This window comes from Serpentinimonas barnesii (genome assembly GCF_000696225.1).
GTDB classification, from domain to species: domain Bacteria; phylum Pseudomonadota; class Gammaproteobacteria; order Burkholderiales; family Burkholderiaceae_C; genus Serpentinimonas; species Serpentinimonas barnesii.
In genome coordinates, this window is sequence record NZ_BAWN01000013.1 from 30,124 (window position 1) to 45,249 (window position 15,126).

Sequence of the window (15,126 nt, forward strand, 5' to 3'; positions counted from 1 at the left end):
CCGCCCGATTATCCCCGCAGTGGCCTCGGCTTGGGATGTGGGCTGTGGCGTATGCTTGGCTGGCGTATGCTTGCGCCCAGCCGCCCCAAGCGCCGCCCCTTGCACCGCCCGCGTTTCACTGCCCGCGTCCTACAGCCCCAGCCGCCCAAGCCTCAACCGCCCATGTCCACGGTCTTTAATTTCACCTTCGTGCCCTGGTTTCGCTCGGTGGCACCCTATATCCACAAGTTTCGCAACCAGACCTTTGTGGTCGGCATTGCAGGCGAGGCCATAGCGGCGGGCAAGCTGCCCAATCTGGCGCAGGATTTGGCCCTCATTCAGAGCATGGGCGTGCGCATCGTGCTGGTGCATGGTTTCAGGCCGCAGGTCAACGAGCAGTTGCGCGCCAAGGGGCACCCATCGCGCACCCACCTGGGGATGCGCATCACCGACGAAGTGGCGCTGGACTGCGCCCAAGAGGCCGCCGGGCAGTTGCGCTACGAGATCGAGGCCGCCTTCAGCCAGGGCCTGCCCAACACCCCCATGGCCGGGGCCACGGTGCGCGTGCTCTCGGGCAACTTCATCACCGCGCAGCCGGTGGGGGTGATCGATGGCATCGACTTCCAGCACACCGGCCAGGTGCGGCGGGTCGATGTGGCCGGGCTGATGCGCACCCTCGACATGGGGGCGATGGTGCTGCTGTCGCCCTTTGGTTTCTCGCCCACCGGCGAGGCCTTCAACCTGAACATGGAGGAAGTGGCCACCAGCGTGGCCATTGCCTTGCAGGCCGACAAGCTGCTGTTCATCACCGAGGTGCCGGGCATCCGCGTGCAGCCCCACGAAGCGGCCAGCCCCGACAACCCGATCGACACCGAACTGCCGCTGGCGCAGGCCGAGCAAATTTTGGCCGCTTGCGGCCCGGCCTTGCAACCCAGCGACACCGGCTTTTATTTGCAATACTGCGTGCGCGCCTGCAAGGGCGGGGTAGAGCGCAGCCACATCTTGCCCTTTGCCGTCGATGGGGCGCTGCTGCTGGAGGTGTACGTGCACGACGGCATCGGCACCATGGTGGTCGATGAAAAGCTCGAAAGCCTGCGCGAAGCCAGCGCCGACGACGTGGGCGGCATCCTGCAACTGATCGAGCCTTTCGAAAAAGACGGCACCCTGGTCAAGCGCAGCCGCACCGAAATTGAGCGCGACATCGCCAACTACACCCTGATCGAGCACGACGGCGTGATTTTTGGCTGCGCCGCGCTCTACCCCTACCCCGAGGCCAAGACCGCCGAAATGGCCGCGCTCACCGTCTCACCGCACTCGCAGGGCCAGGGCGACGGCGAAAAGCTGCTCAAGCGCATCGAGCAGCGCGCGCGCCTGCTGGGGCTAGAGAGCCTCTTTGTGCTCACCACGCGCACCATGCACTGGTTCATCAAGCGCGGCTTTGCGCCGGTCGATGCCGAGTGGCTGCCCGAGGCACGCAAGCGCAAATACAACTGGGACCGGCGCAGCCGGGTGCTGGTCAAGCGGCTGCACTGATGGGCGGTAGGCGCTGTAGCGCCCCTAGGGCCCACTCGGGACGCAAAAAAACCGCCCAGCTGACGCAGGGCGGTTTGTTTTGGCGCCACTCTTGCAGGCAGCGCCAACCCAATGGGCTCGGGAATTAACGAGCCGGGGCAGCAGGAGCGGCAGGAGCAGCAGGAGCTGCAGCATCAGCCGGGGCAGCAGGAGCGGCCGGTGCTGGCTCAGGAGCCGGTGCCGGAGCAGGAGCCGGTGCTGGCTCAGGAGCCGGTGCTGGTGCCGGAGCAGGTGCGGGAGCCGGCGGGGTGGCTTGCGGGCCGCAAGCGGTCAGGGCGGCGGCGGCGAACAGGGCGGCGAGCAGGACGGAGATTTTCATATGGTTTCAACTAGAAGGAGGTGGCGATCTGGGTTTTTGCCTCGGCACACACCTAGCCCACATTGCGAGCCCAAGGCGCAGCCACTGGCGGCTGGAATCGAAGGGTAAACCCTAAAATTTCCTAGCAGTCTTAATGATAATACAAAGCAGAAAAAGCCGCTGAGGCACGCAAAAAATTACCCCGGAAGGCCATGCATTGTTGCCAAAAAGCAACAAACTGGCCAACATGGGGCCACACAAGGGTTCTGCCCAAGCTTTTTAATCGGTGCTTGCTGCCACTGGCTGCACGTGCAGCCAACCCGCCTGCTGCCACTCGGCCAACTGCTCTTGCACCGGCGCACTGGCGCGGCGCACTTGCGCGGCACTGAGGGCGCGCCGGTCAGCCAGCTCGTGCAGCAGACGCGCATCCTTGCCACTGGCGCACCAGGCTTCGCCGTTGACGTACACATGCTCCGCGTCATACAACATGCGCGTGCATTTGTCCAATGCCACCGCCCCGGGCTGCCAAGGCTGCTGCGGCGCGCTGAAGCAAACCAAGGGCTTGGGCTCGCTCAACACCTCGCCCAGAGCCAGACGCAGCCCCACCTTGTCGCGCAACAGGCGCTTGAGCGCGTCGCGGGCAAAGTCGACCAAGGCCTCGGGCACGGCGGCGGGTGTGGCCGTGGCAGCCTGGTTGCGGTCGCGGTACAGGCGCTCGTCGGCGCATTCATCGGCCAGACGCTGCACCAGCTCGGCCGCCAGCCCACCGCGCTGGGGCACCCGAAAACCCACCGAATAGGTCATGCAGCCGCCATCGAGCGCTACCCCATCGTGCGCCCACTGCGGCGGCAGGTAGAGCATGTCGCCGGGCTCCAGCACCCACTCTTGCTCGGGCTCGAAATGCTGCAAAATTTTCAGCGGCTTGTCGGGCTGCAGGCTCAAATCTTTCTGGCGCCCGATGCGCCAGCGCCGCCGTCCGCTGGCTTGCAGCAAAAATACATCGTAGCTGTCGAAATGCGGCCCCACGCCACCGCCCTCACTGGCCCAGGAGATCATCAGATCGTCCAGCCTTGCGTCGGGCACGAAGCGAAAGCGCTGCAGCAACTGGTGCACGGCGTCGTGGTGCAAGTCCACCCCCTGCACCAGCAGCGTCCAGGCGGCTTGCTTGAGCGGCGGCAGTTGGCGGCGCTCGAAGGGGCCTTGGGCCAGGCTCCAGTCCTCGCCCTGGCGCACGATCAGGCGCGACTCCACCTGCGCCGACTGCGCCAGCGCAAACAGCTCGGAGCGCTCAAGCAACGGGGCAAAGCCGGGGATGGCTTGGCGAATCAGCAGCGGTTTTTTTTGCCAATGGCGGCGCATGAACTGCTGTGGCGTCAGCCCCCCGAGCAAGGGCGTGGGAGCATCGGGCGCGGTGGCCGCGTGCGGGTTTTGAGGGTGCAAAGTCATGGGACAATTGTGCAATGAAAATCACCCCGCAATGCGTCGCCGCCCTCACTTGGACGCTTTCCGACACCTTGGGCGAAGAATTGGACCGCCTCGACGAACCGGTCGAGTTTCTGGTGGGCGGGCGCGACCTGCTGGAATCGATCGAAGCGGCGCTGCAAGGGCACGGGGCCGGCGAGGAAATGGAGCTGCATCTAGAACCCGAGCGCGCTTTTGGCGATTTCGACGACCAGTTGCTGCTGCTGGAGCCGCGCAGCGCCTTCCCGGCCGAGATCGAAGTGGGCTTGGCTTTCGAGGAGCTGCCACCGGGTTGCAGCGGTGCCGCCCAGCCCGAGCGCCTGTATTTTGTGAGCGAAATCTACCCCGAGCACGTGGTGCTCGACGGCAACCACCCACTTGCCGGCATTGCGCTGCGGCTGGATCTCAAAATCCATGCGGTGCGCGAGGCCACGGTGGATGAAGTGGGGCGCGGCAGCCTGGGCGCCGGGTTTTTCCGGCTCGAAGCCTGAACTCAAGCCCGCCCGGTTGACCCGTAGCCCCCAGCGCCGCGCGCGCTGGCTTGGGCAAAGTCGTCCACCCAGTTGAGCTGCGCTTGCAGCACCGGCACGATCACCAGTTGCGCGATGCGCTCCAGCGGCTCGATGGTGTAGGCCTGCTGGCTGCGGTTCCAAGCGCTCACCATGAGCTGGCCTTGGTAGTCGCTGTCGATTAGGCCCACCAAATTGCCCAGCACGATGCCGTGCTTGTGCCCCAGCCCCGAGCGCGGCAGGATGAGGGCCGCATAGCCCGGGTCGGCCAAATGGATGGCCAAGCCAGTGGGCAGCAACTGGCAGGCGTTGGGTGCCAGGGTAAGCGGCTCGGCAATGCAGGCACGCAGATCCAGCCCGGCGCTGCCCGCGGTGGCGTAGGCGGGCTGGTGTGCGCGCAGGCGCTCGTCGAGTATGCGGCAGTCTAGGCGCATGGGTGCTGCGCCTTGCTCAGCGCACAGGTGCAGCCGGGCCGCCGCCTGCCGCACCGGGAGCGCCATCGCCAGACGCTGGGGCTGCGGGGGCGGCACCCCCGTCTGCGGGAGCGGCATCGGACGGCGCACCGTCGGCTGGGGCCCCATCGGCCGGGGCGGGTTCGTCCCACATGCCGGGGCCACCCCACTGGCCTTGATCCTGCTCCTGTCCCGGCTCTTGGTTTTCGGTTTCACCGGCCCCATGGAAGCCCGGGATTTGCTGCAAGCGCCGCTGCACCTCGGCCTCATCGGCCAGCTCCACCTGCTCGATCTGCCCCGTCACCAGGTTCGGGTAGGCAATCAGCGCACCCACCATCAGCACCTGCATCAGCACAAAGGCGATCGAGCCTTTGTAGATCTGCTCGGTGGTCACGCCGGCTATGCGTTTTTTGGTGATGGAGTCGAGGTAGTCGTTGCGCGGGGCCACGCTGCGCAGGTAAAACAGCGCAAAGCCAAACGGCGGGGTCAGGAACGAGGTTTGCAGGTTCATCGCCAAAATGACGCCAAACCAGACCAGGTTGATGTCGAGCATCTTGGCCACCGGCAGCAGCAGCGGCACCACGATGAAGGCGATCTCGAAGAAGTCGATAAAGAAGCCCAGCAGGAACACCAGCAAGTTGACGACCAGCAAGAAGCCAATCTGCCCGCCCGGCAGCCCATCGAACAAATCCTTGACCCAGATATGCCCGTCGGCGGCGTTGAAGGTGAAGCCGAACACGGTCGAGCCGATCAGGATGAACATCACGAAGATGGCCAGCCGGGCGCTGTTTTCCAGCGCCTGCTTGAGCAGCCCGAAGCTCAGGCGTTTGCGCGCCAGCGACATGATCAGCGCCCCCACGGCCCCCATGGCACCGCCCTCGGTTGGGGTGGCAATGCCCAGAAAGATCGTGCCCAGCACCAAGAAGATCAGCACCAGCGGCGGAATCAGCACAAAGGTGACGCGCTCGGCCAACTTGGAGATCAGCCCCATGCGCAGGCCCTTGTTGGCCAAGGCCAGCACCAAGGCAACCAAGGCCCCCACGAGCATCGACATGATGAAAGTTTCGTCGGCCGGGGCGTCGGCAATGCGATCAAACCAGCGGTGCATCATCTGGTTGTGCACCTGCGCCCAAGCGTAGCCGGCCAAGGTGGCCAATGCCATCAGCACGATCAGCGAGCGGTGCCCGCTGGAGCCATTGGGCTCGTTGTAGATGCGTGCCTCGGGGGGCAGCGGCGGCATCCACTGCGGCTTGACGATGGCAATGCCGATCACGAACGCCAGGTACAGGCCGATCAGCATCAGGGCCGGCAGCATGGCACCGGCGTACATATCGCCCACCGAAACGCCGAGCTGGTCGGCCAGCACGATCAGCACCAGCGAGGGCGGCAAAATCTGCGCCAGCGTACCCGAAGCGGTGATGGTGCCGGTGGCTATGGGCCGGTTGTAGCCGTAGCGCAGCATGATGGGCAGCGAGATCAGGCCCATGGAGATCACCGCCGCCGCCACCACGCCGGTGGTCGCCGCCATGAGGGCGCCGACCAGCACCACTGCCACCGCCAAGCCGCCGTGCAAGGGACCAAAGACTTGGCCCACGGTTTCGAGCAAGTCCTCGGCCATGCCGCTGCGCTCGAGGATGATGCCCATCAGGGTGAAGAAGGGAATGGCCAGCAGAATTTCGTTCTGCATGATGCCAAACACGCGCAAGGGCAGGGCTTGGAACAGGGTGGCGGGGAACAGCCCCAGCTCCATGCCGAGCAAGCCAAACAGCAAGCCCACGGCCGAGAGCGCAAACCCAACCGGAAAGCCGGTGAGCAGGAAAAATATCAGCCCCAGAAACATCAGGGGCACAAAGATGCTGATGATGAATTCGATCATGACTTGCGACCCCCATGAGCCAGCGCAGCCGCAGCCGCATCGCGTTCGACGCGGTCGTGCTCGGCCAAGGCAATTTCGCGCGCCAGTTGTTGCACGTCGCTGGAAACCCCTTGCGCCAGCGCATCGGGCCCGCCGCAAAAGAGGAAATTAAAGCGTTTGATGAGCTCAGAAACCGCCTGCAGCGCCAGCAAGGCAAAGCCGGCCGGGATCAACAAATAGGCAGGCCAGCGGATCAGGCCGCCGGCGTTGGGCGACATTTCTCCGGTATTCCAAGCGCGCTCGAACACCGGCCAACCCAAGGTTATGAGCAAATAGCACAGCGGCAGCAGAAACACCAAAATGCCGACGATATCGATCCAGTTGCGCGTGCGCGCCGTCAGGCGGCTGGAGACCACGTCGATGCGCACGTGGGCGTTGCGCAAAAAGGCAAAACCAGCGCCAAGCAAAAACACCGCACCAAACAAGTACCACTGGATTTCCAGCCAGGCGTTGGAGCTGATGCTCAGGGCGTAGCGGCTGATGGCGTTGGCGGTGCTGATCAGGACGATCAGCAAAATCAGCCACATCGCCACCTTGCCGACGGCCTCGTTGAGGGCGTCGATGGCGCGCGAAAAAAGCAGGAGGTATTTCATACAGGGTAACCTTCACAATGGCATGACACTGTGATTTTTTATAACGGCCAGCGTTCCAACGAATACAAAAACGCCCCGTCAAACAGCGGCGGGGCGTTGAAATGGGGCGGGCGGTGCGCCCGCCACCGCATCACAGGCGGTTGTTGCGGCCCTGCAGCTGCATGTAGCTGTCGAAGCTGGCCTCGGCCAAGCCGTGCCACAGCACCTGGTCGCGGCGGAAGGCGATCTGGTGGTCGTAGAGCTTCTTCCAGCGCGGGTTGGTGGCGTTGAGCTCCTCGTACAGCGAGTGCGCGGCACGAAACGCCGCATCCATCACCGAACGCGGGAACGGCTGCAGGCGCGTGCCGCCAGCCACCAGGCGCTTGAGCGCGGCCGGGTTGAGGGCATCGTAGCGCGCCAGCATGGTGGTGTGGGCCAGTGTGGCCGCTTGGTTGACGATCGCCTTGTACTCGGGGGAGAGGGCGTTGAAGGCGGCCTTGTTGACCAGCAGGTCGAGCTGGGTGCCGGCTTCCCAAAAGCCTGGGTAGTAGTAGAACGGGGCCACGCGGTGAAAGCCCAGTTTTTCGTCGTCGTAGGGGCCCACGAACTCGGCGCCGTCCACGGTGCCGCGCTCCAGCGCCTGGTAGATCTCACCAGCCGGCATGGCCAGCGGCACCATGCCCATGCGCTCAAGCACCCGCCCAGCAAAGCCACCGGCGCGGAAACGCACGCCCTGCAGGTCGGCTGGGGTGCGGATTTCACGGCGGAACCAGCCACCCATTTGCACCCCGGTGTTGCCGCAGGCGAAGTTGACGAGGTTGAAGGTGTCGAGCAGTTCGCGGCTCAAGGCCAGCCCGCCGCCTTCAAAGAACCAGGAAGTCATCTGGCGCCCGTTGAGGCCAAAGGAGATGCCGCCATTGGCCAGAGCCAAGGCGTCGTCTTTGCCGAAGAAGAAGTAGGTGGCGGTGTGGGCGGCCTCGATGGTGCCGGCTTGGGCCGCATCGAACACACCCATGGCGGGCACCAACTCGCCAGCCGGGTGGGTGCTAACTTGGAACTTGCCGCCGGTGGCGTCGGAGACGGCCTTGGCGAACACTTCGGCCGCACCCCAGATGGTGTCGAGCGCACGCGGGAAGGTCGAGGCCAAGCGCCAGCGCACGGTCTCGCCAGTGATAACCGCGGGGGCTGCGGGGGCGGCGGCCGGGGCCGCAGCCTGTTCGCGCGGGCCGCAAGCGGCCAGCAAGCCTGCTACACCAACTGCGCCAGTGCCGGCGATGATTGAGCGACGATCCATTGAGTGACTCCGGATGAGTAGTTTTGAGATAGGCACCACCCGCTGCGTCAATGACAGGGCAAGAGGATGGCTGCTGCGCATTGTAGGACCCGCGCGCAACGGGATTTGGCCGTGTAAACCCTAGTGACAGACGCCGCCGGCTGAAAAAATATCAAACCTCAAAACCCGCATTCATTCACCCGATGCGGCAGGCAATGCAGCAAAAGCCGGCCAAGCGCGCACGCGGGCCTCGATGCCCGCCGCATCCAGCCCCAGCAAGGCCATCAGCTTGCCCGGGTCGCCGTGCTCGATGAAGCGGTCTGGCAACCCCAGGCGCAGCACCGGGCGCAGCAGGCCCTCGTCGTGCAGGGCCTCCAGCACCGCCGAACCCGCTCCGCCGTCTAGGGCGCCCTCCTCCAGCGTGACCAGGCAATCGTGCTGCTGCGCCAGCTCGCGCAGCAGGGCGCGGTCCAGTGGCTTGGCCCAGCGCATATTGGCCACCGTGGCGTTGAGCCGCTCGCCCACTTGCAGCGCCGGGTAGAGCAAGGTGCCAAAGGCCAGCAGGGCCACGCGCTGGCCGCGGCGGCGCACTTCGCCTTGGCCAAAGGGCAGGCCCTGCAAATCGCTCGGCAATGGGGTGCCAGCCCCGCTGCCGCGCGGGTAGCGCACCGCCACCGGGTGCGTTTGCTGGTAGGCGGTGCAGAGCAACTGGTAGCACTCGGCCTCGTCGGCCGGGCAGGCGATCGACACATTGGGGATGCAGCGCAGAAAGGGGATGTCGTAGGCGCCGGCGTGGGTGGGGCCATCGGCGCCGACGATGCCGGCGCGGTCGAGCGCAAACACCACTGGCAGGTTTTGCAAGGCCACGTCGTGTATGAGCTGGTCGTAGGCGCGCTGCAAAAAGGTGGAGTAGATCGCCACCACCGGTTTCAGCCCCTCACAGGCCAGACCGGCGGCAAAGGTGACGGCGTGCTGCTCGGCAATGCCCACATCGTGGTAGCGCGCGGGGAAGCGCTGGTGAAACTCGACCATGCCCGAGCCCTCGCGCATGGCCGGGGTGATGCCGACCAGGCGCTCGTCGTGCGCCGCCATGTCGCACAGCCAGCGCCCAAACACCTGGCTGAAGGTGGTTTTGGGTGCCTGCGCCGGGCTTTGCAGCCCGACGGCGGGGTCAAACTTGCCCGGACCGTGGTAGGCGATCGGGTCGGCTTCGGCCAATTCGTAGCCTTGGCCTTTTTTGGTCACCACGTGCAGGAACTGCGGCCCTGGCAGGCGCCGGATGTTTTCCAGCATCGGGGTCAGGGCGTCGAGGTTGTGGCCGTCGATGGGGCCGATGTAGTTGAAGCCGAATTTCTCGAACAAGGTGATCGGCACCACCATGCCCTTGGCCCCTTCTTCGAGCCGGCGCGCCAGCTCCAAGAGCGGCGGCGCCACGCCCAGCACCTGCTTGCCCACCTGCTTGGCGGCCGAGTAAAAGCGCCCGCTCAAGAGCTGCCCCAGGTAGCGGTTCAGCGCCCCCACCGGCGGGCTGATCGACATGTCGTTGTCGTTGAGGATGACCAGCAGCCGGGCCTGCTCCAGCACCCCGGCGTTGTTGAGCGCCTCGAAGGCCATGCCGGCGGTCATGGCACCGTCGCCGATCACGGCCACCGCGTGCCGGTCGGTGCCCTGCTGCTGCGCCGCCACCGCCATGCCCAGCGCGGCCGAAATGCTGGTGGAGGAATGCGCGGTGCCAAAGGTGTCGTACTCGCTCTCGGTGCGCACCGGAAAGCCGCTCACGCCGCCCCACTGGCGCAGGGTGTGCATGCGCTCGCGCCGGCCAGTCAGGATTTTGTGCGGGTAGGTCTGGTGCCCCACGTCCCACACCAGCCGGTCGTGCGGGGTGTTGAATACGTAATGCAGCGCCACCGTGAGCTCGACCGTACCGAGGTTGGAGCTCAGGTGGCCGCCGGTCTGGGCCACGCTGTGCAGCAAAAACTGGCGCAGCTCGTCGGCCAGCGCGCGCAACTGGGTGCGCGGCAGGCGGCGCAAATCGGCCGGGGATTGGAGGGTTTCGAGCAAGCCAGTCATGGGAGTGGGGTTCAACATTCAGTGGGAGCGGCGCAGCACCCAGTCGGCCAGTGCGTGCAGGGTTTGCGGCGCCGGCAGCGCGCCTGTGTGCAGGGCCGCTTGGGCCTGCTGCTGCAGCGCCAGGGCGTAGTCGCGCGCGCCATCGAGCCCGAGCAACGCCACAAAAGTGGGTTTGTCGGCGGCGGCGTCTTTGCCAGCGGTCTTGCCCAAGGTGGCGGAGTCGGCCACCACGTCGAGCACGTCATCGACCACCTGAAACGCCAGCCCAAGCGCCGCGCCGTAGCGCGTGAGCGCGGCCAGCGCAGCGGCATCGGCCCCAGCGGCCAGGGCACCCATCTGCACGCTGGCCCGCAGCAGGGCGCCGGTCTTGCGCCGGTGCATGTCTTCGAGCTGCGCCAGGTTCAACTGCCGCCCCACGGCCGCGAGGTCGATCGCCTGCCCGCCCGCCATGCCTTCGTGGCCGCTGGCTTGCGCCAGGCACAGGCCGAGCCGTGCCGCCAGCGCGGCCTGTGCCGCCGGTGCGGCTGCTGTGGCGTCTGCCAAACCCAGCACCTGCTCAAAGGCCAGCGCCTGCAGCGCGTCACCCGCCAGCAAGGCGGTGGCCTCGCCAAAGCGCACGTGCGCGGTGGGCTTGCCCCGGCGCAGCACGTCGTTGTCCATGCAAGGCAGGTCGTCGTGCACGAGCGAGTAGGCGTGGATCAGCTCGACTGCGCAGGCGCAGCGGCGGGCCGCTTCGTGGCTGGCCGGGCTCAGGGGCGCACCGGCGACCGCTTCGGCCGCGGCCCACACCAGCAATGGGCGCAGGCGTTTGCCGCCGTCGAGCACGGCGTAGCGCATCGCCGCACCCAGCTCAGCCGGGGCTTGCTGCGGCAGCGCCGCCTCCAGCGCCGCTTCCACCTCGGCCAGACGCACGGCGCTCCAGGTGGCCAGCGCGTCAGGGGCCGGCGCGGCTGTGGGCATTGCCGCAGGCGCTTGGGAAGCCCCGCTCATGGCGCCGCCGTCCAAGGGCGTTCGCTGCCGTTTTCCAGCACCGTGAGCTGCTGCTCCAACGCGTCGAGGCGGGCGCGGCAGTAGGCCAGCAGCTCGTTGCCGCGCTGGTACTGGGTCAGCAGCTCGTCCAGCGGCAACTGGCCGGCATCGAGCCGCGCCAACAAGGCGTCGAGCTCCTGCGTCGCAGCCTCAAAAGTGGCTGGGGTAGTGGCTGCAGCGGGGCTGCCTTTGGGTTTGGGCATGGAAGTGGCAAAAAAACCAAGGCCGCGCAGCATGCTGCGGCTCAAAGGTCGGATTTTAGGCGCTCGCGCCCTTTGCGTGTGCAGATGTGACCCGACCCCGGGAACCCCGGGGGTACAATCACCCTCCCTTGTTTTCAACTCGAAGGAGTTGTTTCACCCTTCCCGCGCTGTTTCGTTGCCCTGCACCGTAGCGCTTCCCTGCCCCTTAATAGGGGGAGTCTCTCGAGGTCAGGACCACCATGTCTGATTTGAGTCTTCCATTGCAGCAGGCCGCAAGCCAATTGCCCGTTTCCAGCTATTTTGACGAGGCGCTGTTGCAGCGCGAGCTGGAGCTGATCTTTCAGCGCGGGCCCCGCTACGTGGGGCATGTGAATTCGGTGCCCGAACTGGGTGATTACTACGCCTTGCCGCACGAGGGCGAAGGGCGGGCGCTGGTGCGCACAGCGCAGGGCGTGGAGCTGGTGAGCAACGTCTGCCGGCACCGCCAAGCCGTGATGCTCAAGGGCCGTGGCAACCTGGCGCAACAACAAAGCGGCCACGGCGGCGGCCACATCGTCTGCCCGCTGCACCGCTGGACCTACGCCGGCGGCGGCACCAAGCACAGCGGTCGGCTGGGCGAGCTGATTGGCGCACCGCACTTTGCCCAAGACCCCTGCCTGAACCTGCAGCGCTTCCCCCTGCGTGAGTGGAACGGCCTGCTGTTCGAAGACAACGGGCGCGACATCGCCGCCGACCTAGCCGGCCTGGAGCGCCTGCCCGAGCTCAACTTCGAGGGCATGGTGCTGGGCCATGTGGAGCTGCACCGCTGCAACTACAACTGGAAAACCTTCATCGAGGTTTACCTAGAGGATTACCACGTGGTGCCCTTCCACCCTGGGCTGGGCCGTTTCGTCACCTGCGACGACCTGCGCTGGAGCTTCAAGCCCGAGTATTCGGTGCAAACCGTGGGGGTGCAAAACCTGCAGCAAGGCGGCGGCAGCCCGGTCTACAAGCACTGGCAGGAGGTGCTGCTGCGCTACCGCAACGGCCAGTTGCCCGAGCGCGGCGCGGTCTGGCTCACCTACTACCCGCACCTGATGGTGGAGTGGTACCCGCACGTGCTCACGGTCTCGACCGTGCACCCGATCAGCCCCAGCCAAACGCTGAACCGGGTCGAGTTCTACTACCCCGAAGAAATCGCCGCCTTCGAGCCCGAGTTCGTGGCCGCTCAGCGCGCCGCCTACATGGAAACCTGCCTCGAAGACGACGAAATCGGCGAGCGCATGGACGCCGGCCGCAAAGCCCTGCTGGCGCGCGGCACCAGCGAAATCGGGCCCTACCAAAGCCCGATGGAAGACGGGATGCAGCACTTTCACGAGTGGTACCGCTCGCGCATGGGGGCGCATGTTCAGGGTTGAGGGGTGAGGGGTGCGCTAAGGGAAAACCCGTACCCATGAGGCCTCAAGGGAAATGGGCTGATATTGGTCTATGATTAAGCAAACGCATCTGCCTTGCTCCAGCCACTCCCATCCACTCTCAGCCACTGCCGCCATGCTCAACCGCTTCACCATCACACGCCGCGTCTGGCTGGCCCTGATTCTTTATTTGTTCCTGTTTGCACTCACGTTCAGTGCGGCCTTGCTAAGCCTAAACGCGGCGCGCGCAAGCCTTGAGCTCGTACACAGTGAGCGCATGGCCACCTCCAATTCGCTCAAGACCCTGCGCAGCAACTACCTGCACAACCGCATCGAAGCGCTGCTGATGTTTCAGCACGCCCCCGACAGCCCCACGCTGGCCCTACACGGGCACCCTATCACGCTGCACTTTGACAACATCCGCGCCGGCCGCGCTGCCAACGATGCCGCCTTGAAGCAAATCAGCGAGCGCAGTGTGTCGCCCGAAGAGCAGGCCCTGATCGACGACATGCTGGCCAAGCGCCGCGCCTGGCAGGGCAAGCGCGACCAGTTCCTAGAGGCGCTGCGCAACAACGATTTCTCGGTTCCCACCATGCAGTTTCTGCTGGTCGCCGGGCGCACCGAAGGGTTGGCCTTTGAGCGTGCGATTGTGGCGTTGTATGAACATCAAACCCTCATGGCAGCGGCTGAAACCACCGCCGCCGAGCGCCGCTACCGGCTCAACCAGGCCCTGCTCGTGGGCATTTTTCTGTTCGGTGTTGTGCCCATCAGTTGGTTTCTGATTGCTGCCATGCGCCGCATGTCGCGCGGGCTCGATCACGCCAAGCGCAACGCGGCCAGCATTGCCAGCGGCGACCTGAGCCAAGAAATCCCGCCCCAGCGCGGCAACGACGAAATTGCGCACCTGCTCACCCAACTGCGGTTGATGCAAGACAGCCTGCGCCAGCTCATCCGCCAGGTGCTTGGCGCCGCCGACGCCATTGCCAGCGCCTCGGCGCAGGTGGCGGGTGGCACGCAGGATTTGTCGCAACGCACCGAGCAGCAGGCCAGCTCGCTGGAGCAAACCGCCTCGGCCACCGAAGAGCTCAACAGCACCGTGCGCCAAAACGCCGCCAGCGCGCAGCAAGCCAACCAGATGGCCGACGAAGCCAGCGGCGTCGCCAGCCGCGGTGGGGCCGTGGTAGCACAGGTGGTGGGCACCATGGAGCAAATTCAAAGCTCCTCGCGCAAGATCGTGGACATCATCAGCGTGATCGACGGCATCGCTTTCCAAACCAACATCTTGGCGCTCAACGCCGCCGTGGAAGCGGCGCGCGCGGGCGAGCAAGGGCGCGGCTTTGCCGTGGTGGCCTCTGAGGTGCGCAGCCTGGCCGGGCGCAGCGCCGAAGCGGCACGCGAAATCAAGGCCCTGATCAACGACTCGGTGAGCAAAGTCGGCAGCGGCACCGAACAGGTGGGCGAAGCCGGCCATACCATGGAGCAAATCGTGACCAGCATCGGGCGCGTGACGCAAATCATGCGCGACATCGCCGCCTCCAGCGCCGAGCAAGCCGAAGGGCTGGGCCAGATCAACAGCGCCGTGGCGCAAATGGACGGCGTAACCCAACAAAACGCCGCCTTGGTCGAGCAAGCCAGCGCCGCCGCCGCCTCGCTGCGCGATCAGGCGCAGCATCTGACCGAGCTGATGGGGCGGTTTAAGATTTGAGGGGCGCGCGGGGCATTCTTGCTCCACACTCATGAGCGAGTCTGACTAACCGCCCCTGCATATTCCGGACAGCCTACTTATTGCGGCGGCTTGGCCTCGAACTGGGCCGCGTTCTTGCCCTCGAAGGGCGCGTAAAAGGCCTTGATGGCAGCCATGTCGGCCTCGAGGTTGCCGCTGGGCACAAACAACGGGCCTAGGCCGCTGCGTTTGCGGGTGTAGTCCATATAGGCCATGACGATGGGCACCTGGGCACCTTGGGCGATGTAGTAAAAGCCGGTTTTCCAGTAGCGCGTTTTGGCGCGCGTGCCCTCGGGCGACACGATGAGCTGCAGCGGCCCATCGGCCTCGGCAATGGTGCGGGCCGATGCCGCCACCAGGTTGCCCGACTGCTCCCGGCTGACCGCAATGCCGCCCAACCAGCGCATCAGGGGCCCAAAGGGGGCCTTGAACAGGCTGTGCTTGCCCATCCAATAAGGGGTCAGGCGCAGGGCAAAGGAGACCATCAGCGTGTAGGGCAAGTCCCAGTTGCTGGTGTGGGGGGCGGCAATCAGCACGCTCTTGGCCGCTTCGGGCGGCAAGCTGCCCTCGACCTTCCAGCCGGTAAGGCGCAAAAAGGCCAGCGAGCAGCCGCGCAGCAAGGTGTTGACGACCGGGGTGGTGAAGATGGTGCGCTGCATGGGCCCCGAGTATCGCC

Annotated in this window: 13 protein-coding genes; 4 read left to right on the forward strand and 9 right to left on the reverse strand. The window is 65.6% G+C overall.

The features are described from left to right. Positions 1-162: 162 nt before the first annotated feature. Positions 163-1,512: an amino-acid N-acetyltransferase gene (gene argA / locus SRAH_RS04050; protein ID WP_029462073.1), complete on the forward strand. Its 1,350-nt coding sequence runs from the start codon at positions 163-165 to the stop codon at positions 1,510-1,512. A 616-nt stretch (positions 1,513-2,128) separates the two neighbouring features. Here the strand turns inward: argA and SRAH_RS04060 are convergent. After that, entirely contained in the window at positions 2,129-3,295 is a 1,167-nt protein-coding gene (locus SRAH_RS04060; RefSeq protein WP_045476113.1) for a cupin domain-containing protein, read from the reverse strand. 14 nt (positions 3,296-3,309) lie between these two features. Here SRAH_RS04060 and SRAH_RS04065 point away from each other — a divergent pair, with 14 nt between their 5' ends. Continuing rightward, positions 3,310-3,801, forward strand: coding sequence for an FKBP-type peptidyl-prolyl cis-trans isomerase (locus tag SRAH_RS04065; protein ID WP_029462076.1), 492 nt, complete (start codon positions 3,310-3,312; stop codon positions 3,799-3,801). 2 nt (positions 3,802-3,803) lie between these two features. Here SRAH_RS04065 and dut read toward each other — a convergent pair whose 3' ends face one another. The 7 genes from dut to xseB form a co-directional block, all read right to left on the reverse strand. Then, on the reverse strand, positions 3,804-4,253 hold the full coding sequence (dut, locus tag SRAH_RS04070; RefSeq protein ID WP_029462077.1) for a dUTP diphosphatase: 450 nt from the start codon (positions 4,251-4,253) through the stop codon (positions 3,804-3,806). 16 nt (positions 4,254-4,269) lie between these two features. Further along, complete coding sequence (locus SRAH_RS04075) at positions 4,270-6,147, reverse strand: TRAP transporter large permease (protein WP_029462078.1); 1,878 nt, start codon at positions 6,145-6,147, stop codon at positions 4,270-4,272. Next, the gene (locus tag SRAH_RS04080; protein ID WP_076606980.1) at positions 6,144-6,779 is read right to left on the reverse strand and encodes a TRAP transporter small permease subunit; all 636 of its coding nucleotides are present in this window, start codon (positions 6,777-6,779) and stop codon (positions 6,144-6,146) included. The genes SRAH_RS04075 and SRAH_RS04080 overlap by 4 nt, the downstream gene beginning before the upstream one ends. A gap of 130 nt (positions 6,780-6,909) precedes the next feature. Further along, entirely contained in the window at positions 6,910-8,052 is a 1,143-nt protein-coding gene (locus tag SRAH_RS04085; RefSeq protein WP_029462080.1) for a TRAP transporter substrate-binding protein, read from the reverse strand. A gap of 171 nt (positions 8,053-8,223) precedes the next feature. After that, positions 8,224-10,101 carry a 1-deoxy-D-xylulose-5-phosphate synthase gene (dxs, locus tag SRAH_RS04090; RefSeq protein WP_029462081.1) on the reverse strand — a complete coding sequence of 626 codons (1,878 nt, stop codon included), beginning with the start codon at positions 10,099-10,101 and terminating at the stop codon, positions 8,224-8,226. Positions 10,102-10,119: 18 nt separating this feature from the next. Next, positions 10,120-11,061: a polyprenyl synthetase family protein gene (locus SRAH_RS04095; RefSeq protein ID WP_029462082.1), complete on the reverse strand. Its 942-nt coding sequence runs from the start codon at positions 11,059-11,061 to the stop codon at positions 10,120-10,122. Positions 11,062-11,087: 26 nt separating this feature from the next. After that, a complete protein-coding gene (gene xseB, locus SRAH_RS04100) occupies positions 11,088-11,333 on the reverse strand; it encodes an exodeoxyribonuclease VII small subunit (RefSeq protein ID WP_029462083.1) in 246 nt (81 codons plus the stop codon). Between the two features lie 239 nt (positions 11,334-11,572). On the opposite strand from xseB, the gene SRAH_RS04105 reads away from it, so the two are divergent. Together SRAH_RS04105 and SRAH_RS13120 are read left to right on the forward strand one after the other, a co-directional pair. Continuing rightward, positions 11,573-12,730: an aromatic ring-hydroxylating oxygenase subunit alpha gene (locus tag SRAH_RS04105; RefSeq protein WP_029462084.1), complete on the forward strand. Its 1,158-nt coding sequence runs from the start codon at positions 11,573-11,575 to the stop codon at positions 12,728-12,730. A gap of 133 nt (positions 12,731-12,863) precedes the next feature. Then, complete coding sequence (locus SRAH_RS13120) at positions 12,864-14,432, forward strand: methyl-accepting chemotaxis protein (RefSeq protein ID WP_029462085.1); 1,569 nt, start codon at positions 12,864-12,866, stop codon at positions 14,430-14,432. A 77-nt stretch (positions 14,433-14,509) separates the two neighbouring features. On the opposite strand, the gene SRAH_RS04115 is transcribed toward SRAH_RS13120, so the two are convergent. Further along, on the reverse strand, positions 14,510-15,109 hold the full coding sequence (locus SRAH_RS04115) for a lysophospholipid acyltransferase family protein (protein WP_029462086.1): 600 nt from the start codon (positions 15,107-15,109) through the stop codon (positions 14,510-14,512). Between the last annotated feature and the right edge of the window lie 17 nt (positions 15,110-15,126).